We start from the raw sequence: 19,927 nt of genomic DNA, 5'->3' as shown, positions 1-19,927 counted from the left end.
TTTCTCCCTCTCCCACAGGGAGAGGGAGAAAACCGGACCGCAACAACATTAGCTAAACATCACCTGCGCCCAGCGCGCCAGCCCTGCGGTAACGGAGCCAAAGTCATCGCCACCGGCAATAGGAATGCCCGGCAGCTGTTCCGCCAGCGCTTTTTTGATCAGCGGCGAACGGGCGCTACCCCCGGTCAGGTAAATCACGTCCGGCTTCTCTTTGCCGTTCTCCAGCGCCAGCTGCACCTGCTCCAGAATACGCTGTAGCGGCTGCGCGAGCGCCGTCTCCAGCCCGTCCTGCGAAATCGCGGTGGCCAGATCGTCGCTGATAAACGGCAAGGAGACCGCATGCTCAGTACGGTCGGAAAGGGCTATTTTGCTCTCTTCGGCAGTACGCACCACGCGGTAGCTCAGGCGCTGACGCCACACTTTGTACAGCAGCGCGACTTTTTCGGCGTCCTGCGCGTCACGCACCAGATCGTTAAGGAAGCGGCCGTTCGCGGTGCTGTAAAAATCACTCTGCGCAGGCACGTCATTAATGGCAATTGCGTTCCACCACGGCAGGATCGGCAGGGCGATGCCTTTTTCCGTCTGACCGCCCATGCCGAGCAGCGGCATCAGGCTCTTGAATGCCAGCGCGATATCGAGATCGTTACCGCCTACGCGGCAGCCGCTGTGTCCGAGCAGGCTGTTTTCACGATCGCGACGGTTATGCCACTGCGGCCCCATCAGCAGCAGCGAGCAGTCCGTGGTGCCCCCGCCGATATCCACGACTAACACGCGCTTCTCTTCCGTCAGCGTGGCTTCAAAGTCCAGCCCCGCGGCAACCGGCTCGTACTGAAACACCACGTCGCGGAAGCCTGCCCGGTGCGCCGCGCGTTCAAGGATCCCCTGCGCCTGCTGGTTGGCCTCATCGCCGCCCAGCCCCTGAAAGTTGATCGGGCGGCCAATCACCGCCTGGGTAATCGCATCGGAGACCTGCGTCTGCGCCTGATTGCGAATATGCAGCATCATCGCGCACACCAGGTCTTCGAACATCGCCACCTGCTGCGGCTTCAGGCCGCTGGCGCCGAGGAAGGATTTTGGCGACTTAACGAAGTAAACCTCTTCAGGATCTTCAATATAATGCCCGAGCGAAGAGAGGCCGAACTGCACGCTGGACGGCGAAACGTCGATGTCTTCCTCGCGGTTAAAGCTCACTGCCCGGCGCAGCAGCGCCTGGGTCTCCACCGCCGTGGCCGGAACCTGATGGTGGCGGAACAGCCATTCGCTTACCGCTTCACGCGTTGGCGCGCAGAGCATTGACGGCAGCAGCGTGCTCTCTTTTTCCATTTTCAAGAGCCGTGGCTGCCCGTTTTGCATAATCGCAACCGAGCAGTTTGCCGTACCGTAGTCGAATCCAATAAACACGATAAATCCCCATGCCAGTGAGAAGGGGCGAGACTTTAACGAAATGTCTTCATGGCGACAACAGGAATATGAAAGCAAGGCAATACAAGGTCTTTCCGTTTATGCTGATAAGAACAAAAAAGGAGCAACGATGTACACCCTGAACTGGCAACCCCCTTACGACTGGCAGTGGATGTTTGGCTTTCTTGGCGCGCGTGCGGTGTCAGGCATTGAAACCGTCACGCACGACTATTACGAGCGCAGTTTTGCCTGCGAAGGGCATCAGGGAATATTTCGCGTCACGCCGGATATCGCCACCCATACGCTGACCGTCACGCTCAGCCCGGGGTTAATTCCGGTTGCGCAGACGTGCCTTGAACGCATAGAGCGCCTGTTCGATCTCACCTGCAACCCGCAGCACATCGCGGATACGCTGGGCGATCTCGGCGCTGCCCGGCCAGGCTTGCGTTTACCGGGGGCGATGGACGCGTACGAGCAGGGCGTGCGGGCGATCCTCGGGCAACTGGTGAGCGTGGCGATGGCGGCGAAACTGACGTCGCGCGTGGTGGCACTGTGCGGCGAACCGGTGGCGGACTGTGCGGGCTATCTCTGCTTCCCCACGCCGGACGCGCTGGCGGCAGCGGACCCGCTGGCGCTGAAAGCGTTGGGCATGCCGGTAAAGCGCGCGGAGTCGTTAATTCACCTGGCGCAGTCGGTCATTGACGGGACATTTCCGCTTTTCCCGCCCGAGAATATTGAGGCCGGGATGAAGGCGCTACAGCAGCGGCCGGGGATAGGGCGCTGGACGGCAAACTACCTGGCCCTGCGCGGCTGGCAGGCGAAAGATGTCTTTCTGCCGGATGATTATCTGATTAAGCAACGCTTTGCCGGGATGACGCCCGCGCAAATTCGTCGTTATGCCGAACGCTGGCAGCCGTGGCGCTCTTACGCGCTGCTGCACATCTGGTACACCGACGGCTGGACGCCGTCAGTTGATGGCGAAATAGCTGGTGTTGAGCAGAAGATCTAATGGCTGCGGCTCGGCGATAGTGTCGCCATAGATGAAATCAATGCCGATGCCGGAGAGCGTATCCATCATGATGGGCTGATTGCACGGGCCCGCGATGGTTTTCATCCCCAGACGCTGGGCGTGGCCCTGAACAATGGTCACCATCATCTCATCCATCAGGTTGCCATACACGTTGCTTACCACCTCCGCGTCCAGCATCAGATAGTCGGCCATATTGGCGGTCAGGTGGGTAAAGACGTTCATGTCGCGGCCCACCTGGCTGAAGATCACGCGGCAGCCCGCCTGACGAAGCTTTTGCAGACTCCGCTGCAGGTTTTTATCCGGGCTGCACACCACGTCGGCAGAGATAACAAGATGCAGGAGACGGCCCGGCATGGGGCTTTTATCCAGCAGGTCGAGAAGTTCATCGACCAGCGTTACGCTGGCTAAACCGGCCTCAGATAGCGGCAGCGCCACTCCCATGCCTTTACTGGCGATCTGGGCGGCAGAGGCGCGGAAAAACTCATTAAAAATGCGCCTGTCGAGGGCGTGCAAAAGCTCAGGCTCCGCCAGGCCCGAGCGGAAGGCATGCTCCTCCTGGACTTCGCCCTGGCTGGTCCACAGGCGTAACGAGAGCAGCCAGAAATTACTGCTTTCCGGGATACGCGGGGAGGCGACGCTGCGGGCAATCATCATCAGGTGATTGTCTTTAATCATGTGCCACTGTTCATCAAGCGACATCATGCTGCGCGTGTTGTGATCCCGCTCCTGCTGGGGTTCGTAAACCGTCACCATGCCGCGCCCGCTGTTTTTCGAGGCATAACAGGCAATATCCGCCTGCGACATGATTTCCGACGCCTGATGGTTATTTTCATCAATCAGCGTGATACCTGCGCTGGCGCCGATCCGGTGCAGGCGGCCTTCCCACATAAAGTGATAGTCATTGATCGTGTGGATCAGACGCCCGGCAATATAGCGCGCGCTTTCAATATTGCAGTCCGGCAGCAGTAACCCGAACTCGTCCCCGCCCAGACGCGCCAGCACGTCGCTGGAGCGGAGCATGGTCAACATCAGGGAAGAGAGTTCCCGCAGCAGGGCATCGCCCGCCGCATGGCCTGCCGTATCGTTGACGGCTTTGAAGCGATCGAGATCGATAAAGACCAGGGCATGGCGCTGGCGCGTTTCGCGAACGGTCTGCAGGAGTCGTTTGAGATGATTTTCGAAGCTGACCCGGTTTGCCAGATGGGTCAGGGCATCGTGGGAGGCGCTATAGCTCAGCTGACGCAGCATTTTGCGCGATTCGGTCACGTCCTGAATCACGATAACCGAGCCAATATTCTGCCCGTCCAGCGTGCTGAGCGGCGTAATGCTGTAGTGAATATCAAAATTCCCGCCGGTACGGCAGTTCAGCACCACGTCCTGATCGATATCGGAACGGGACATATCGCCGCTGTGAATATTCTCCATCAGCGGCCCTTTTTCACCAAAGGTGATGTGCAACACCTTCAGGATCGGCTGGCCGATAGCCTCGGTCTGCAGCCAGCCGCTCATTTTTTCGGCCACCGGGTTCATAAAGGTGACGTTCATGTTGATATCGGTGCACAGCACCGCTTCACCGATGGAGTCGAGGGTAATGTGCAGACGCTCTTTTTCCTGGAAGAGCGCTTCGTTGAGCTGCTTCACCTCGGTCATATCCATGTTGATACCGAGCAGCCGTTCGACTTCACCCTGCTTATTGAGCACCCGGTTCGCCAGGGAGCGAATATGGCGCACGCCTTCCTTCACGCGGATGCGAAATTCCAGCTTAAACGGCAGGCGGGATATCAGCGAGTCCCGCAGCACCTGCTCGGCGTGGGCACGATCTTCCGGCAGCATCGTGTCATGCCAGAGCTGCCAGGTGGGCTTGATGTGCGGCGGGATTTCATACAGCTCAAACATCCGCTTGTCCCAGCTGATAATGTCTGGCTCCAGATCCCACTCCCAGATGCCGATGCCGCCCGCTTCGTTGGCGAGCGTAATGCGCTCCATCAGGCGTTTATTGACCCACTCGGTCTGCTTCAGGTCATTAATGTCTTCAATCTGAGCAATAAAATAGAGCGGCGAGCCGTCGGCATGGCGCACGACGGAGACGGCAAGCAGCGCCCAGACTACTTCCCCGTCGCGGGTGTAATAGCGCTTCTCGAGGGTATAGGTATTGATGTCGCCGTTGACCAGCTGTTCGAGCTGTTCCAGGTCGGTGTGCAGATCTTCCGGCCAGGTGAGCTGCTGGAAGGTCAGCGACTGGAGCTCCGTCTGGCTGTAACCGAGGAAATTGCACAACGCCTTGTTAGCCTGCAGCCATTTGCCCTCAATGCTGACCAGCGCCATACCGATAGCTGAATACTCCATCGCATTGCGGAAACGCTCCTCGCTTTCGGTGATGTGTTTGCGCTCGGCGCGGAAGGCGTACATCACCATGGTCATCACGTTGGCAGGCAGGAGCAGCATCAGGAACGGCAGCCAGGGAGCGTTCAGCATCGCCCCGACGTGCTGGGTTGTCAGCGCCACAGGATTTTGGGCAATCATCAGCGACACAACCATCACGGTGACCAGAAACACCAGGAACGCTTCCATTCGCGGCAAGCGCACGGCGCTCCACATAAGCAAAACGATTACGCAGGTGAAAGGCCACGGCAGCCAGGTGATGGCTGCCCAGCTGAGGGCCAGCGTTACGGCCAGCGTGGTCAGGGTTTCCAGCAGCAGTCTCGGGTCACGGTGGCGCAGCAGATAATGCGGTTTAAACAACAGCCCCAGCGGTACCACCGCCAGCGCGCCGATGGCTTCGGACAACACCCAGACGAAGAAATTACGCAGGGGTTCGGGGCCGGGCGCCAGCAGGGAAACCAGCAAGCCGCCAACCAGCGGCGGTATCACCGCGCTGCCGATGGCCACGCGGATCCAGTCATTCAGATTCTGCAGCGGGTTGTACCATGGGAGCAACTTGCGCAACAACAACGCACCGATAAAGGCTTCAACCACGTTAACTGAGGTGTAGGTAAGGTTTATCGATCCCCACGAAAAGAGCATCCAGGTGGCCAGAATATTGCCAAACGAACAGGCCAGGGCGATTCCGGGCCACATTTTTCCTGCGTGGCGATAAAACGCCACCATCATAATGGCGGTGGGGAACCAGAGGGGGGCCAGCAGGGTGCCGAACCGGGTGAGCTCCAGGGAAAATAAGGTAAAGATAAAGGTGACCAGGCCCAGACAGACAAGTCGTATTAAAGGATGTGGGGTGGTAACCAAAACCCGCTGGTATTGTTTATTCATTACCGCTTTATCCAGAGACGCCATGCCGTCAGGGAAGATGTCCGAACGCGTGAATTTGATAATTTGGTTTATGCTAGTACAAACAATTTACAATTCATATGGTGACCGCTCAGAATTTGACACCACAGACTTATTAAATAGAGGCTCCGTGAGAAAAAAACGGTTAAACGCTGAAAAAACGTTCATTTAAATTTCACTCAGGGAATAAAACGTCACTTTTCGGCCAGTCTCGCAGAACCTGTGCATTCGACTGGTATCACGCCCGCGAAATCCCTATAATTGCCGCGTTTGACGCTCCGGCGTCGTCCTTCCTTAACATCCAGGTTAATCAGGTCGCTAAATTTATGACTGATAAGTCTCATCAGTGCGTCATTATAGGCATCGCCGGCGCATCGGCTTCAGGTAAAAGTCTAATTGCCAGTACGCTTTATCGCGAACTGCGTGAACAAGTAGGTGATGAGCATATCGGCGTCATTCCCGAAGACAGCTATTACAAAGATCAATCCCATCTGTCGATGGAAGAGCGCGTCAAAACCAACTATGACCACCCAAATGCAATGGATCACAGCTTGCTGTTCCAGCATTTAGAAGCGCTTAAGAGCGGCCAGGCGATTGAGCTGCCCGTTTACAGTTATGTAGAACACACCCGCACGCAGGAAACCATCCGCATCGAGCCGAAAAAGGTCATTATCCTTGAAGGCATCCTGCTCCTGACCGACGCCCGCCTGCGTGAATCCATGAATTTCTCTATTTTCGTTGATACCCCTCTGGATATCTGCCTGATGCGCCGCATCAAGCGTGACGTGAATGAACGAGGCCGTTCGATGGACTCCGTCATGGCGCAGTATCAGAAAACGGTTCGCCCGATGTTCCTGCAGTTTATTGAGCCATCCAAACAATACGCCGATATCATCGTGCCGCGCGGGGGTAAAAACCGCATTGCTATTGATATCTTAAAAGCGAAAATCAGCCAGTTTTTTGAATAAGCCGCGTGAATTGTGTACCGTTCAGAGATAACCTGGTTTTACCCTGAGCGCTTACCGCCTCAGGGTACGATGCATGAAAGGAGAAATTGGCATGCGTCTTTGTGATCGCGATATAGAAGCCTGGCTGGATGAAGGCCGTTTATCTATTACCCCACGCCCACCCGTTGAGCGTATCAATGGCGTGACCGTTGATGTCCGCTTGGGGAATAAATTCCGCACCTTTAGCGGCCATACCGCACCGTTCATTGACCTCAGCGGGCCGAAGGACGAAGTCAGCGCCGCGCTCGATCGCGTGATGAGTGACGAAATCGTAATCGATGAAGGCGAAGCTTTTTATCTGCATCCGGGTGAACTGGCCCTGGCGGTGACGTTTGAATCCGTCACCCTGCCTCCGGACCTGGTCGGCTGGCTTGATGGCCGTTCTTCGCTGGCGAGACTGGGGCTGATGGTTCACGTGACCGCGCACCGTATCGATCCAGGCTGGTCGGGGCGTATCGTGCTGGAATTCTTCAATGCTGGTAAATTGCCGCTGGCGCTACGCCCGGGCATGATGATCGGCGCGTTGAGCTTTGAACCGCTGTCAGGCCCGGCAGATCGTCCTTATAACCGTCGGCAGGACGCAAAATATCGCGACCAGCAGGGCGCGGTTGCCAGCCGTATTGATAAAGACTGATCGTTAGTCCATTGAGGATGCCATGAGAAGAGTTCTGACAACGCTGATGATTTTGCTGGTGGTGCTGGTGGCTGGCCTTTCGGCGTTGGTTCTGCTGGTTAACCCTAACGATTTCCGCGCTTATATGGTGCGGCAGGTCGAGGCACGCAGTGGTTATCAACTGAAGCTTGACGGGCCGCTGCGCTGGCACGTCTGGCCGCAGCTCAGCATTCTCTCTGGCCGCATGTCGCTCACGGCGCCGGGGGCGGCCCAGCCGCTGGTGTCCGCAGACAACATGCGCCTTGATGTGGCGCTGATCCCGCTCATTTCCCATCAGCTGCAGGTTAACCAGGTGATGCTGAAAGGCGCGGTGATTCAGCTCACCCCGCAAACCGAAGCCGTGCGTGATGCCAGCGCGCCGGTTGCGCCGCGCGAAAATACCCTGCCTGATGAACCGTCCGATACCGGCTGGTCCTTTGATATCGGCAAGCTGAAAGTTGCCGACAGCGTGTTGGTTTTCCAGCATGAGCACCAGGAGCAGGTGACCATTCGCAACATTAACCTGCAGATGGAACAGGATGCTCACCATCTTGCGTCGCTGGAATTTAGCGGGCGCGTAAACCGCGATCAGCGCGATTTGGCCCTGTCGCTGAATGCTAATGTGAACGCCTCGGACTACCCGCATCAGCTGACGGCCGACATCCAGCAGCTGAGCTGGCAGCTGACGGGTGCCGATCTCCCCACCCAGGGGATAACCGGGCAGGGAACGCTGCAGGCCGTGTGGCGCGAAGAACAAAAGCAGCTAGAGCTGGATAATCTCAACCTGCAGGCAAATGACAGTAGCCTGAAGGGGCAGGCGAGCGTCACGCTCGAAGAGAAGCCGAAGTGGGTGCTGAATCTGCAGTTTGACAAGCTAAATCTGGAAAACCTGCTGCCGCCTCTGCCGGCCAGCGCCACGGATAGCGATGCCGCCCAGACGGGGCAAAGCCAGGTACCGGCATCACGTCCGGTTATCTCGTCTAATCTCGATCAGCCTGACTATAACGTCCTGCGCGGATTCACGGCGGATATTCTGCTGAAAGCCAATAGCCTGCGCTGGCGCGGTATTGATTTTACCGACGTGAGCAGCCAGATGTTTAACCATAACGGTTTGCTGGTGATCTCCGAGCTGAGCGGGAAGATGGGCGCAGGAAACCTCTCGCTGCCCGGCACGCTGGACGTCCGTAAAGACGTTGCCAGTGCCGAATTCCAGCCGCGTCTCGACAACGTTGAGATAGGCACCATCCTGAACGCGTTTAACTATCCGATATCCCTGACGGGGCAGTTGACGCTCGCGGGTGACTTCTCAGGGACGAAAATTGATGCAGATGCTTTCCGCCGCGAGTGGCAGGGGCAGGCGCATCTTGAGCTGAAAAATTCCCGTATGGAAGGGCTTAACTTCCAGCAGCTGGTGCAGCAGGCGGTTGAGCGCAGCAGCGATGTGAAGGCCCAGGATAACTACGACAGTGCCACGCGCCTCGACAGCTTCACCACGGACCTGACGCTGGACAACGGGCAACTCACACTCGACGGGATGCAGGGTGCCTCTTCACTGTTATCAATGACCGGTGAAGGTAAGCTGGATCTGGTGAAAGAGACCGCGGACACGCGCTTTAACGTGCGGGTACTTTCCGGCTGGCAGGGTGAAAGCAAGCTCATCGATTTCCTGAAAGAGACGCCGGTCCCGCTGACCGTATACGGCAAATGGCAGGCCCTGAATTACAGTCTGCAGGTGGATCAGATCCTGCGCAAGCATCTGCAGGATGAAGCGAAACGTCGGCTTAGCGGCTGGGCGGATCGCAACAAAGATTCACAGGACGGTAAGGACGTGAAGAAGCTGCTGGATAAGCTTTGATGTCCGTTGCGCCGGGGGGCGGCTTCGCCTTACCCGGCCTACAAAAGCCCGTACCGTAGGCCCGGTAAGCGCAGCGCCACCGGGCTTTTTTACACCTCAAAATCCAGTTCTTCCTCATCCCGCAGCGGAATGAGCTGAACCTTCTGCACGCGATGGTTTTCAATCTGCAGCGTTTTGAGCAGATAGTCGCCCACCTGAACCTCTTCTCCCGGCTGCGGGATACGCTGCAAATACTCCATCAGCAGACCGGCAATAGTGTGATATTCCCGTTTTTCATCCAGCGGCAGCGGCACGTATTGCACCAGGTCTTCCAGCGGCATGTGACCGTTAGCCGTCCACGAACCGTCTGCGTTTTTCTGAATATCATGGCGGGCGTCAATCTCATCCACCTCGTTAGGCAGATTACCGGCAATGGTTTCCATCACGTCGCTGAGCGTGACCAGCCCTTCCACCGAACCAAACTCATCCACCACAAAGGCAAAGTGCGTGCGCGCGTTACGGAATTGCTCAAGGGCGGAAAGCAGCGGTAGTCCCTCCGGGAAAACCAGCGGCTGGCGGACCAGGACGCGCAGATTGAGCGCCTCGCCGTGCAGCTGCTGCTGGAGCAGGTCAATAACGTGCACCACGCCCAGCAGTTCCTCTTCCTCTTCACCGCCGGTCACTACCACGCGGGTGTGCTGGTTTTTATCCAGCAGGGCGCGAATGTGCTCTTCCGGTGCCGTCAGGTCGATATGTTCAATGTCATGCCGCGAGGTCATGATGCTGCTGACCGTCCGCTGATTCAGATTGAGCACCCGCTCGATCATCCGTCGTTCCTGCGGGTCGAAGATCTGCTCGTCGCTGTGATCGGCCAGCATGGCGGAGGATTCGGCATCCAGCTCCGCATCCTCTTTCTTACCGCTTAGCAGGCGCATAACCGTGTCGGCCGTACGCTGACGCAGAGTCTGATTCGCGGACAGGAAGCGGCGGCGGTTAAATATTGCCAGCTGGTTGAGCGCTTCAATCATGACGGAGAACCCAATGGCGGCGTACAGGTAGCCTTTCGGAATATGGAAGCCAAAACCGTCGGCCACCAAGCTAAAGCCAATCATCAGCAGGAAGCTCAGACAGAGGATCACGATGGTCGGGTGACTGTTCACAAAGCGGGTCAGCGCCTTGCTGGCCATGACCATCAGCGTGATGGCAATGATCACCGCAGCCATCATCACCGCAAGGTGGTCCACCATCCCGACGGCGGTAATCACCGAGTCGAGGGAGAAGACCGCATCCAGCACCACGATTTGCGCCACTACCGGCCAGAATTTCGCCCCGCGGCGCTGGGTTGGGTTCTCGCTGTCTTTGCCCTCAAGCCGCTCGTTGAGCTCCACCGTGGCTTTGAACAGCAGGAACAACCCGCCGAAGAGCATGATCAGATCGCGGGCGCTAAAACTCAGGCCGTGAATGGAGAACAGAGGCTGAGTGAGCGTCACCAGCCAGGAGATAGAGGCCAGCAGCAGTAAACGCATCACCATCGCCAGCAGCAGACCCGTTACGCGCGCGCGGTCGCGCTGGGAAGGGGGCAGTTTTTCAGCAAGGATGGCGATAAAAACCAGATTATCAATCCCGAGCACCAGCTCGATGACGACCAGCGTAACCAGCCCGGCCCAGATTGAGGGATCGGCAATCCATTCCATAGTAATAGCAATACCTTCTGTTATATGACGAATGTCACACTTCGATCATGGATAAAGCTGGGGGAAATTGCAATGCCGGGCTGAGATTTCTCTTAATACGACGGTTAAAAAAGAGAGCATTCTCAATAATGTGTAAATAAGCGAAATGCGAATATTTAATTGCAGAGATAGCATTTTAGGATATATCGCAGGCGCTGTTTTTTACTCTCATTTTGTCAATATAAAGAAAATCCTAAAAGGTCAAAAATTTGCTCTTAATATTAATCTTAAAAACCGATATTAGGACTGTTGTCTCCTTGCCTGCTATTAGGTTAGCTGCAACAATTCTCCCAGCATCAAATGTTAAATCTCAGTGTTGCTATTAATGTTCGGTCTTCAGGAGATGGTTATTCATTATCCGTTGGGTTTCTCAAGCGACTGATATATTTCCAGAAGACCTTGCTCAAGAGGGTGTCTATCCATAACGCATTGTTTAGTCAGTGGATTGGTAACTGAAAGCCAAGGGCGGTAGCGTGCCTGAAAGCGTGTGAATCAGCCTCGATTATTCTGTCAATAGCCAATGGATGAATAAGCTTTTTTTAGGACTGATGCCAGTTATATTTCTATTTGATTAACTGCATGCTGAAACCCAATACGACTCGAGCTTATTTAAATTGCACAGGATAATTACTCTGCCAAAGTGATAAATAATCAATGATGAAATCCAAAATGAAATTGATGCCATTATTGGTGTCTGTGACCTTGATGAGTGGTTGCACGGTCTTTCCCGGCAGCAATATGTCAACAATGGGTAAGGATGTGATCAAGCAACAGGATGCCGATTTTGATCTCGACAAAATGGTGAATGTTTATCCACTTACGCCTCGTCTGGTCGAGCAATTACGTCCACGTCCGAATGTTGCCCAGCCGAATATGTCGCTGGACCAGGAAATTGCGTCTTACCAGTACCGCGTGGGGCCGGGTGACGTGATCAACGTGACCGTCTGGGACCACCCTGAACTGACCACGCCAGCGGGCCAGTACCGTAGCTCGAGCGACACCGGTAACTGGGTGCAGTCAGATGGCACCATGTTCTATCCCTACATTGGTAAAGTCCATGTTGCAGGGAAAACGCTTGCCGAGATCCGTAGTGATATTACCGGCCGCTTAGCGCAGTACATCGCCGATCCGCAGGTGGACGTTAATATCGCCGCATTCCGCTCGCAAAAAGCCTATATCTCCGGCCAGGTGAACAAATCCGGCCAGCAGGCCATCACCAACGTTCCTCTGACCGTACTGGATGCCATTAACGCCGCGGGCGGGTTAACCGACGGCGCCGACTGGCGCAACGTCGTGCTCACCCACAACGGGAAGGAGCAGCGCATTTCGCTGCAGGCGCTGATGCAAAACGGCGATCTGACCCAGAACCGCCTGCTCTATCCGGGCGACATTCTCTACGTACCGCGCAATGACGATCTGAAAGTCTTCGTGATGGGTGAAGTGAAAAAACAGAGCACCCTCAAAATGGACTTCAGCGGTATGACGCTGACCGAAGCGCTGGGCAATGCTGAAGGTATCGATCTGACGACCTCTAACGCGACCGGTATCTTCGTTATCCGTCCGCTGAAAGGTGAGGGCAGTGCGAAAGGCAAGATTGCCAACATTTACCAGCTGGATATGTCCGATGCGACCTCTCTGGTGATGGCAACGGAGTTCCGTCTCCAGCCATACGATGTGGTGTACGTCACCACCGCGCCGGTTGCCCGCTGGAACCGTCTGATCAACCAGTTGCTGCCAACCATCAGTGGCGTTCGCTACATGACGGATACGGCGCGCGACATTCATACCTGGTAATCCGCGATGTTTAACAAAATTCTGGTGGTATGCGTGGGGAACATTTGCCGTTCCCCTACGGCTGAACGGTTGTTGAAACACTACCAGCCCGAACTGACCGTTGATTCGGCAGGGCTGGGTGCACTGGTCGGTAAAGGTGCCGATGAGCGCGCAACGAGCGTGGCGCGGGATCATCATCTCTCTCTCGACGGCCACGTGGCCCGCCAGGTCACTGGCCGCATGTGCCGCGAGTATGACCTGATCCTGACGATGGAAAAACGCCATATTCATGCGCTGTGCGATATCGCTCCGGAGATGCGCGGCAAGGTGATGCTGTTTGGTCACTGGGACAATGAACGTGAAATCCCCGATCCGTATCGCAAAAGCCATGAGGCCTTTGAGGCGGTTTACACCTTACTTGACCAGTCTGCCCAACAGTGGGCGCAGGCACTGAAAGTTCAGCAGGGATAACAATGACAGAAAAAACAAGAGCTTCTGCCGCCCCGACTTCGGGCAGTGATGAAATTGATATTGGGCGCCTGGTCGGCACTGTTGTAGAGGCAAAGTGGTGGGTGCTTGGCATTACCGCCGTGTTCGCCGCGGCGGCCGTCGTCTACACGCTCTTCGCCACTCCTATCTACAGCGCCGACGCGCTGGTGCAGATCGAGCAGAATACCGGCAACTCGCTGGTGCAGGACATTGGTTCCGCGCTGGCGAACAAGCCGCCGGCATCCGACGCCGAAATTCAGCTCATCCAGTCACGCCTGGTGCTGGGTAAAACGGTTCACGACCTCGGGCTCGATATCTCCGTCACCAAAAATACCTTCCCAGTCTTTGGTGCCGGCTGGGATCGTCTGATGGGGCGAAGCAACGACACGGTGAAAGTGACTGACTTCGTGCTGCCGAAAGGGGCCGCCGATCAGACGTTTACCCTGACGGTGCTTGGCCCGAAACAGTATCAGCTAACCAGCGACGCAGGTTTTAGCGCCCGCGGTGAAGTGGGGCAGATGCTGACCAAAGACGGCGTCAGCATGATGGTTAGCGCCATCAACGCGCAGGAGGGGGGCGAATTCACCGTCACCAAATTCTCCACGCTGGGAATGATCAATAATCTGCAAAACAACCTGACCGTCACCGAAAACGGTAAGGACACCGGCGTGCTGAGCATGACCTTTACCGGTGAAGATAAGGATCAAATCCGCGACATCCTGAACAGCATCACCCGCAACTATCTTGAGCAGAACGTTGAGCGTAAGTCGGCGGAAGCGGCGAAAAGCCTGGCGTTCCTGTCAAAACAGCTCCCGGAGGTGCGTGCCCGTCTGGATGATGCCGAGAACAAGCTGAACGCCTATCGTCAGGATAAAGACTCCGTTGACCTGCCGCTGGAGGCGAAATCGGTCCTCGATTCGATGGTCAACATTGACGCGCAGCTCAACGAGCTAACCTTCAAAGAGGCGGAGATTTCCAAGCTTTATACCAAACGCCATCCGGCCTACCGCACGCTGCTGGAGAAACGCCGCACGCTGGAAGAGGAGAAGGCGAAGCTCAATGACCGCGTGACCGCGATGCCGAAAACGCAGCAGGAGATCGTGCGTTTGACCCGCGACGTGGAGTCCGGACAGCAGGTTTACATGCAGCTGCTGAACAAGCAGCAGGAGCTGAAAATCACCGAAGCCAGTACCGTCGGTGACGTGCGCATTGTCGACCCGGCGATTACCCAGCCTGGCGTGCTGAAGCCGAAGAAAGCGCTGATTATTCTCGGCAGCATTATTCTCGGCCTGATGCTCTCCATCGTGGGCGTGCTGCTGCGTTCGCTGTTCAACCGCGGTATCGAAAGCCCGCAGGTGCTGGAAGAGAGCGGTATCAACGTCTATGCCAGCATTCCGCTGTCCGAGTGGCAAAAATCCCGTGACAGCGTCAAAACCATCAAGGGCGTCAAGCGTTACAAACAGAGCCAGCTTCTGGCGGTGGGTAACCCGACCGACCTCGCCATCGAAGCGATCCGCAGCCTGCGCACCAGCCTGCACTTCGCCATGATGCAGGCCAAAAACAACGTCCTGATGTTAACCGGCGTGAGCCCGTCGATCGGTAAAACCTTCGTCTGCGCCAACCTGGCGGCGGTGGTCAGCCAGACAGACAAGCGCGTGCTGCTGATCGACTGCGATATGCGTAAGGGCTACACCCACGAACTGCTGGGCACCAACAACGTGAACGGTCTGTCGGAAATCCTGCTCGGCAAAGGTGACATCAGCCAGAGCGCGAAACCCACAACGGTGCCGAAATTTGACCTGATCCCACGCGGTCAGGTGCCGCCTAACCCGTCCGAGCTGCTGATGAGCGAACGCTTCACCCAGCTGATCGAGTGGGCGAGCAAAAACTACGACCTGGTGCTGATCGATACGCCGCCAATTCTGGCCGTAACCGACGCAGCGGTTGTTGGCCGCCACGCTGGCACCACGCTGATGGTGGCGCGTTACGCGGTGAACACCCTGAAAGAGGTTGAAACCAGCCTGAGCCGCTTCGAGCAGAACGGGATTGAGGTGAAAGGGGTGATCCTGAACTCCATCTTCCGCCGCGCGACCGGGTACCAGGATTACGGTTATTACGAGTACGAATATAAATCTGACAGCAAATAAAAATCCCCCTCACCCTAACCCTCACCCTCCGGGAGAGGGGCGGGGTGAGGGATAAGGGGAAGACCATGACCACACAACGCCCTTTAGTTTCAATCTATATGCCGACATGGAATCGTCAGCAGCTGGCGATCCGCGCAATCAAGTCGGTCCTGCGACAGGATTACGATAACTGGGAGCTGATCATCGTTGATGACTGCTCTTCCTCGTATGAACAGCTGCAAAAGTTTGTGACTGACCTCAACGACCCGCGGGTGGTCTATACCCACAACGCCATCAACTCCGGCGCGTGTGCGGTGCGTAATCAGGCGATTATGCAGGCCAAAGGGCAGTATCTGACCGGAATTGACGACGATGACGAATGGACGCCGAACCGCCTGTCTATCTTCCTGTCGCATAAAGAACAGCTGGTCACGCACGCTTTCCTGTATGCCAACGACTATGTCTGCCAGGGCGAGGTCTACTCGCAGCCCGCGAGCTTGCCGCTGTATCCGAAATCACCGTACTCTCGCCGCCTGTTCTACAAGCGCAACATTATTGGTAACCAGGTCTTCACCTGGGCGTGGCGTTTCAAAGAGTGCCTGTTCGATACCGAACTCAAGGCCGCGCAGGATTACGATATCTTCCTGCGCATGGTGGTGGAATACGGCGAGCCGTGGAAAGTGGAAGAGGCTACGCAGATCCTGCACATCAACCACGGGGAGATGCAAATCACCTCCTCGCCGAAGAAGTTCTCCGGCTACTTCCATTTTTACCGCAAGCACAAGGACAAGTTTGACCGTGCCAGCCGTAAATATCAGCTCTTTACCCTCTATCAGATCCGCAATAAGCGCATGAACTGGCGCACGCTGCTGACGTTGCTGTCCGTGCGTAACGGCAAGCGCCTGGCTGATGGACTTCGGGGGAAATAATGTTTCTGGAAGATTGCCGCGCTAACAGCTGGAGCCTGCGTCCGTGCTGCATGGTTCTGGCGTACCGCATCGCGCACTTTTGCTCGGTATGGCGTAAGAAAAACGTGCTGAACAATATCTGGGCGGCACCCGTGCTGGTGCTGTACCGCATCATTACCGAATGCTTTTTTGGCTATGAAATTCAGGCCGCTGCCACCATTGGCCGCCGCTTTACCATCCACCACGGCTATGCGGTGGTGATCAACAAGTTTGTGGTCGCCGGGGATGATTTCACCATTCGTCATGCGGTCACCATTGGCAACCGCGGGCCTGACAGCCTGGCCTGCCCGGTCATCGGCAACAACGTCGAGCTGGGGGCGAACGTGGTAATCATCGGTGACATCACGATTGGTAACAACGTCACGATTGGTGCTGGCAGCGTGGTGCTGGACAGCATTCCGGATAACGCGCTGGTGGTGGGAGAAAAAGCCCGCGTGAAGGTGATTAAATGAACATTCTGCAATTTAACGTACGCCTCGCAGAAGGCGGAGCGGCAGGCGTGGCCCTGGATCTGCACCAGCGCGCGCTGCAAAAAGGACTTCAGTCGCGTTTTATTTACGGCTACGGCAAAGGCGGCAAGAAAAGCGTCAGCCACGATAATTTCCCGCAGGTGCACAAGCACACGCCGCGTCTGACCTCCATTGCCAACATTGCGCTGTTCCGTCTGTTTAACCGCGACCTGTTTGGCAACCTGAACACGCTGTACCGCACGGTTACCCGCACCGCGGGCCCGGTTGTGCTGCATTTTCACGTGCTGCACAGCTACTGGCTGAATCTGGAAGAGGTAGTGGCGTTTTGCCAGAAGGTGCAGGCCCACAAGCCCGACACCCGCTTTGTCTGGACGCTGCACGATCACTGGAGCGTGACCGGACGTTGCGCGTTTACCGACGGCTGCGAAGGCTGGAAAGATAACTGCCAGAAGTGCCCGACGTTAAGCAACTACCCGCCGGTGAAGGTGGATCGCGCGCATCAGTTGGTGGCCGGAAAGCGTCAGCTGTTCCGCGACATGCTCTCGCTCGGCTGTACGTTCATCTCCCCGAGCCAGCACGTGGCCGATGCCTTCAACAGCCTGTACGGGGCAGGGCGCTGTCAGATTATCAACAACGGCATCGACGTAGCGACGGAAGCCATTCTTGCCGAGCTGACCCCGGTGGCCGAAACCGCGGGCAAACCGAAAATCGCTATTGTTGCGCATGACCTGCGTTACGACGGTAAAACCAACCAGCAGCTGGTGCGCGACATGATGGCGCTGGGTGACAAGATAGAGCTTCACACCTTCGGCAAGTTTTCGCCGTTCGAAGGGACCAACGTGGTGAACCACGGGTTTGAGACCGACAAGCGCAAGCTGATGAGTGCGCTGAATGAAATGGACGCGCTGGTGTTCAGCTCCCGCGTGGATAACTACCCGCTGATCCTCTGCGAAGCGCTCTCTATCGGCGTGCCGGTGATCGCCACCCACAGCGATGCGGCGCGCGAAGTGCTGGAAAAGTCCGGCGGGAAAACCTTCACGGAGCAGGAGGTCCTGCCGCTGGTACAGCTGCCGAAGGCGCAGATCGCTGAGATCGTTTTTGGCACGGACCTGGAATCGTTCCGCAACCGCAGCCGCAAGGCCTACAGTGGACAACAGATGCTGGAGGAATATGTCTCGTTCTATCAGAATCTGTAGTTATCTGCTGCTGCCGCTGATCTACCTGCTGGTCAACGTCAAAATTGCCCAGCTCGGCGAAAGCTTCCCGATAACCATCGTAACCTTCCTGCCCGTTCTGCTTCTGCTGTATGTCGATAAAATCAACCTCAAGAAGCTGATGATTGCCTTAGGGCTGGGCACGGGCCTGACGCTGTTTAACTACATCTTTGGCCAGTCGCTGGATGCGAGTAAATACGTCACGTCGACCATGCTGTTTGTTTATATTGTCATTATTATCGGTATGGTCTGGAGTATTCGGTTTAAAACTATTTCTCCGCACAATTATCGGAAAATCCTTAGGTTCTTTTATATTGCCGTTGCGTTAATTGTTATGCTTGCCGCCCTGGAGATGGCGCAAATTATTCTCACCGGCGGCAGCAGCCTGATGGAGATAATTTCGAAATATCTCATTTACAGTAACAGCTATGTATTGAACTTCATCAAGTTTGGCGGGAAGCGTACTACGGCCCTCTATTTTGAACCGGCGTTTTTCGCTCTGGCGTTAATCTCAATTTGGCTCAGCATCAAACAGTTTGGTATCAAAACGCCTAAGACCGATGCTATGATTCTTGCAGGAATTGTTCTGTCTGGATCGTTCTCAGGGGTAATGACATTTATCCTGTTTTACCTGCTGGAATGGGCGTTTCAGTACCTGAACAAAGATGCGATTAAGAAAAAACTGCCGCTGGCGATTATCTCCCTGACGGTGTTTATGGTAGGCGTGATATTTGCCTTCCCGTACATCTCAGAACGTCTGGGTGATTTGGGAACGGAAGGGTCTTCGTCCTATTATCGCATCATTGGGCCACTGGTAATGGTGGGTTATTCCTTAACCCATATTGATGGGGTAGTAAGATTCGGCTCACTTTACGAATATGTTGCATCATTCGGAATCTTTAACGGTGCGGATGTCGGTAAAACCATAGACAATGGTCTGTATCTGTTAATTATTTATTTTTCGTGGTTCGCCGTGCTGTTGACCCTGTGGTATCTGTTTAAAGTTTTCAAAATGATGATTAACGCGTTTGGTGATAACCAGAACTTTCGCGTTCAGCTTTATCTGTTTACTCCGGTGTCGCTGTTTTTTACCGGGTCAATATTTAGCCCGGAATATGCTTTCTTGATTGTCTGTCCGTTTATTCTGCGCAAGGCGCTTAATATTACGAACTTATGACGAAATGAGGTGATTTATGTTTCTTAGCGTCATTACTGTCGCTTTTCGTAATTACGAAGGGGTGGTAAAAAACCTGGCGCTCGCTGCGCAACCTGGCGCGCGATCCAAGCCTCACCTTTGAGTGGATTGTGGTCGACGGCGGCTCGAACGATGGCACGGCGGAGTTTCTGGAAAAACTCAACGGTGAGTTCAACTTACGCTACATCAGCGAGAAAGATAAAGGCATCTACGATGCGATGAATAAAGGCATCAGCATGGCGCAAGGCCGTTATGCCATCTTCCTGAACTCGGGCGATATTTTCCATGAAGACGTGGCGCTGTTTGCCCGTCAGCTGGCTCGCCAGAAAGAGGACGCCATGTATATTGGCGATGCGCTGCTCGATTTTGGCGACGGACATAAAGTGTGCCGCAGCGCGAAGCCAGGCTGGTATATCTACCACAGCTTGCCGGCCAGCCATCAGGCCATTTTCTTCCCGGTAAAGGGTCTGAAAAAACAGCCTTACGATTTGCAGTATAAAGTGTCTTCCGATTATGCGCTGGCAGCCAGCCTGTATAAATCAGGTTATCCGTTCCGTCGAATTAANAGGGTTGGTGTCTGAATTCTCCATGGGCGGCGTGTCAACGTCTAATAATCTGGAATTGTGCCAGGATGCCAAAAACGTACAGCGTAAAATATTACGCGTACCGGGATTCTGGGCGGAATTGTCTTATTTATTACGCCTGCGTACCACAGGCAAAACGAAAACCTTATATAACAAAGCCTGAATA

General features: G+C 55.4%; 14 protein-coding genes and 1 pseudogene. 12 read left to right on the top strand and 3 right to left on the bottom strand.

What is annotated here, in order from left to right:
- Positions 1-48 precede the first annotated feature (48 nt).
- The gene (yegD, locus tag LA04_RS16905; protein WP_047652477.1) at positions 49-1,401 is read right to left on the bottom strand and encodes a molecular chaperone; all 1,353 of its coding nucleotides are present in this window, start codon (positions 1,399-1,401) and stop codon (positions 49-51) included.
- Between the two features lie 130 nt (positions 1,402-1,531).
- On the opposite strand from yegD, the gene alkA reads away from it, so the two are divergent.
- Positions 1,532-2,410 carry a DNA-3-methyladenine glycosylase 2 gene (alkA, locus tag LA04_RS16900; RefSeq protein ID WP_047652476.1) on the top strand — a complete coding sequence of 293 codons (879 nt, stop codon included), beginning with the start codon at positions 1,532-1,534 and terminating at the stop codon, positions 2,408-2,410.
- On the opposite strand, the gene LA04_RS16895 is transcribed toward alkA, so the two are convergent.
- A complete protein-coding gene (locus LA04_RS16895; RefSeq protein WP_047652475.1) occupies positions 2,369-5,698 on the bottom strand; it encodes a diguanylate cyclase in 3,330 nt (1,109 codons plus the stop codon). The genes alkA and LA04_RS16895 overlap by 42 nt on opposite strands.
- A 344-nt stretch (positions 5,699-6,042) precedes the next feature.
- Between LA04_RS16895 and udk the strand changes: the two genes are divergently transcribed.
- From udk to asmA, 3 genes are all read left to right on the top strand, one after another.
- Entirely contained in the window at positions 6,043-6,684 is a 642-nt protein-coding gene (udk, locus tag LA04_RS16890) for a uridine kinase (protein WP_008500855.1), read from the top strand.
- Positions 6,685-6,775: 91 nt separating this feature from the next.
- Positions 6,776-7,357, top strand: a complete 582-nt coding sequence (gene dcd / locus LA04_RS16885; RefSeq protein ID WP_023312408.1) for a dCTP deaminase — start codon at positions 6,776-6,778, stop codon at positions 7,355-7,357.
- A gap of 22 nt (positions 7,358-7,379) precedes the next feature.
- On the top strand, positions 7,380-9,230 hold the full coding sequence (gene asmA, locus LA04_RS16880) for an outer membrane assembly protein AsmA (protein ID WP_047652474.1): 1,851 nt from the start codon (positions 7,380-7,382) through the stop codon (positions 9,228-9,230).
- An 89-nt stretch (positions 9,231-9,319) separates the two neighbouring features.
- Here asmA and LA04_RS16875 read toward each other — a convergent pair whose 3' ends face one another.
- Positions 9,320-10,903: a TerC family protein gene (locus LA04_RS16875; RefSeq protein WP_047652473.1), complete on the bottom strand. Its 1,584-nt coding sequence runs from the start codon at positions 10,901-10,903 to the stop codon at positions 9,320-9,322.
- 693 nt (positions 10,904-11,596) lie between these two features.
- Between LA04_RS16875 and LA04_RS16870 the strand changes: the two genes are divergently transcribed.
- From LA04_RS16870 to wcaE, 8 genes and pseudogenes are all read left to right on the top strand, one after another.
- Positions 11,597-12,736 (top strand): polysaccharide export protein, encoded by a 1,140-nt coding sequence (locus LA04_RS16870; protein ID WP_014170829.1) that lies wholly within the window; start codon positions 11,597-11,599, stop codon positions 12,734-12,736.
- A 6-nt stretch (positions 12,737-12,742) separates the two neighbouring features.
- Positions 12,743-13,186: a low molecular weight protein-tyrosine-phosphatase Wzb gene (wzb, locus tag LA04_RS16865; protein WP_023312405.1), complete on the top strand. Its 444-nt coding sequence runs from the start codon at positions 12,743-12,745 to the stop codon at positions 13,184-13,186.
- A gap of 2 nt (positions 13,187-13,188) precedes the next feature.
- The gene (wzc, locus tag LA04_RS16860) at positions 13,189-15,351 is read left to right on the top strand and encodes a tyrosine-protein kinase Wzc (protein WP_047652472.1); all 2,163 of its coding nucleotides are present in this window, start codon (positions 13,189-13,191) and stop codon (positions 15,349-15,351) included.
- Between the two features lie 65 nt (positions 15,352-15,416).
- On the top strand, positions 15,417-16,259 hold the full coding sequence (gene wcaA, locus LA04_RS16855) for a colanic acid biosynthesis glycosyltransferase WcaA (RefSeq protein WP_023312403.1): 843 nt from the start codon (positions 15,417-15,419) through the stop codon (positions 16,257-16,259).
- Positions 16,259-16,750: a colanic acid biosynthesis acetyltransferase WcaB gene (gene wcaB / locus LA04_RS16850; RefSeq protein ID WP_023312402.1), complete on the top strand. Its 492-nt coding sequence runs from the start codon at positions 16,259-16,261 to the stop codon at positions 16,748-16,750. The genes wcaA and wcaB overlap by 1 nt, the downstream gene beginning before the upstream one ends.
- Positions 16,747-17,964: a colanic acid biosynthesis glycosyltransferase WcaC gene (wcaC, locus tag LA04_RS16845; RefSeq protein WP_047652471.1), complete on the top strand. Its 1,218-nt coding sequence runs from the start codon at positions 16,747-16,749 to the stop codon at positions 17,962-17,964. The genes wcaB and wcaC overlap by 4 nt, the downstream gene beginning before the upstream one ends.
- Positions 17,939-19,159, top strand: coding sequence for a colanic acid polymerase WcaD (gene wcaD, locus LA04_RS16840; protein WP_047652470.1), 1,221 nt, complete (start codon positions 17,939-17,941; stop codon positions 19,157-19,159). The genes wcaC and wcaD overlap by 26 nt, the downstream gene beginning before the upstream one ends.
- Positions 19,160-19,175: 16 nt before the next feature.
- A pseudogene (wcaE, locus tag LA04_RS16835) lies at positions 19,176-19,924 on the top strand (colanic acid biosynthesis glycosyltransferase WcaE).
- Positions 19,925-19,927: the final 3 nt, after the last annotated feature.

Source organism: Enterobacter sp. UCD-UG_FMILLET (assembly GCF_000762975.1).
Classification (GTDB): domain Bacteria; phylum Pseudomonadota; class Gammaproteobacteria; order Enterobacterales; family Enterobacteriaceae; genus Enterobacter; species Enterobacter dykesii.
The sequence above is the reverse complement of the archived record's forward strand: the minus strand, read 5'-3'. Positions and strand labels throughout refer to the sequence as shown.

Excerpts from the sequence above, each read along its gene's own strand:
- alkA (WP_047652476.1), top strand. The coding sequence starts at position 1,532 with ATGTACACCCTGAACTGGCAACCCCCTTACGACTGGCAGTGGATGTTT.
- LA04_RS16895 (WP_047652475.1), bottom strand. The coding sequence starts at position 5,698 with ATGAATAAACAATACCAGCGGGTTTTGGTTACCACCCCACATCCTTTA.
- udk (WP_008500855.1), top strand. The coding sequence starts at position 6,043 with ATGACTGATAAGTCTCATCAGTGCGTCATTATAGGCATCGCCGGCGCA.
- dcd (WP_023312408.1), top strand. The coding sequence starts at position 6,776 with ATGCGTCTTTGTGATCGCGATATAGAAGCCTGGCTGGATGAAGGCCGT.
- asmA (WP_047652474.1), top strand. The coding sequence starts at position 7,380 with ATGAGAAGAGTTCTGACAACGCTGATGATTTTGCTGGTGGTGCTGGTG.
- LA04_RS16875 (WP_047652473.1), bottom strand. The coding sequence starts at position 10,903 with ATGGAATGGATTGCCGATCCCTCAATCTGGGCCGGGCTGGTTACGCTG.
- LA04_RS16870 (WP_014170829.1), top strand. The coding sequence starts at position 11,597 with ATGATGAAATCCAAAATGAAATTGATGCCATTATTGGTGTCTGTGACC.
- wzb (WP_023312405.1), top strand. The coding sequence starts at position 12,743 with ATGTTTAACAAAATTCTGGTGGTATGCGTGGGGAACATTTGCCGTTCC.
- wzc (WP_047652472.1), top strand. The coding sequence starts at position 13,189 with ATGACAGAAAAAACAAGAGCTTCTGCCGCCCCGACTTCGGGCAGTGAT.
- wcaA (WP_023312403.1), top strand. The coding sequence starts at position 15,417 with ATGACCACACAACGCCCTTTAGTTTCAATCTATATGCCGACATGGAAT.
- wcaB (WP_023312402.1), top strand. The coding sequence starts at position 16,259 with ATGTTTCTGGAAGATTGCCGCGCTAACAGCTGGAGCCTGCGTCCGTGC.
- wcaC (WP_047652471.1), top strand. The coding sequence starts at position 16,747 with ATGAACATTCTGCAATTTAACGTACGCCTCGCAGAAGGCGGAGCGGCA.
- wcaD (WP_047652470.1), top strand. The coding sequence starts at position 17,939 with ATGTCTCGTTCTATCAGAATCTGTAGTTATCTGCTGCTGCCGCTGATC.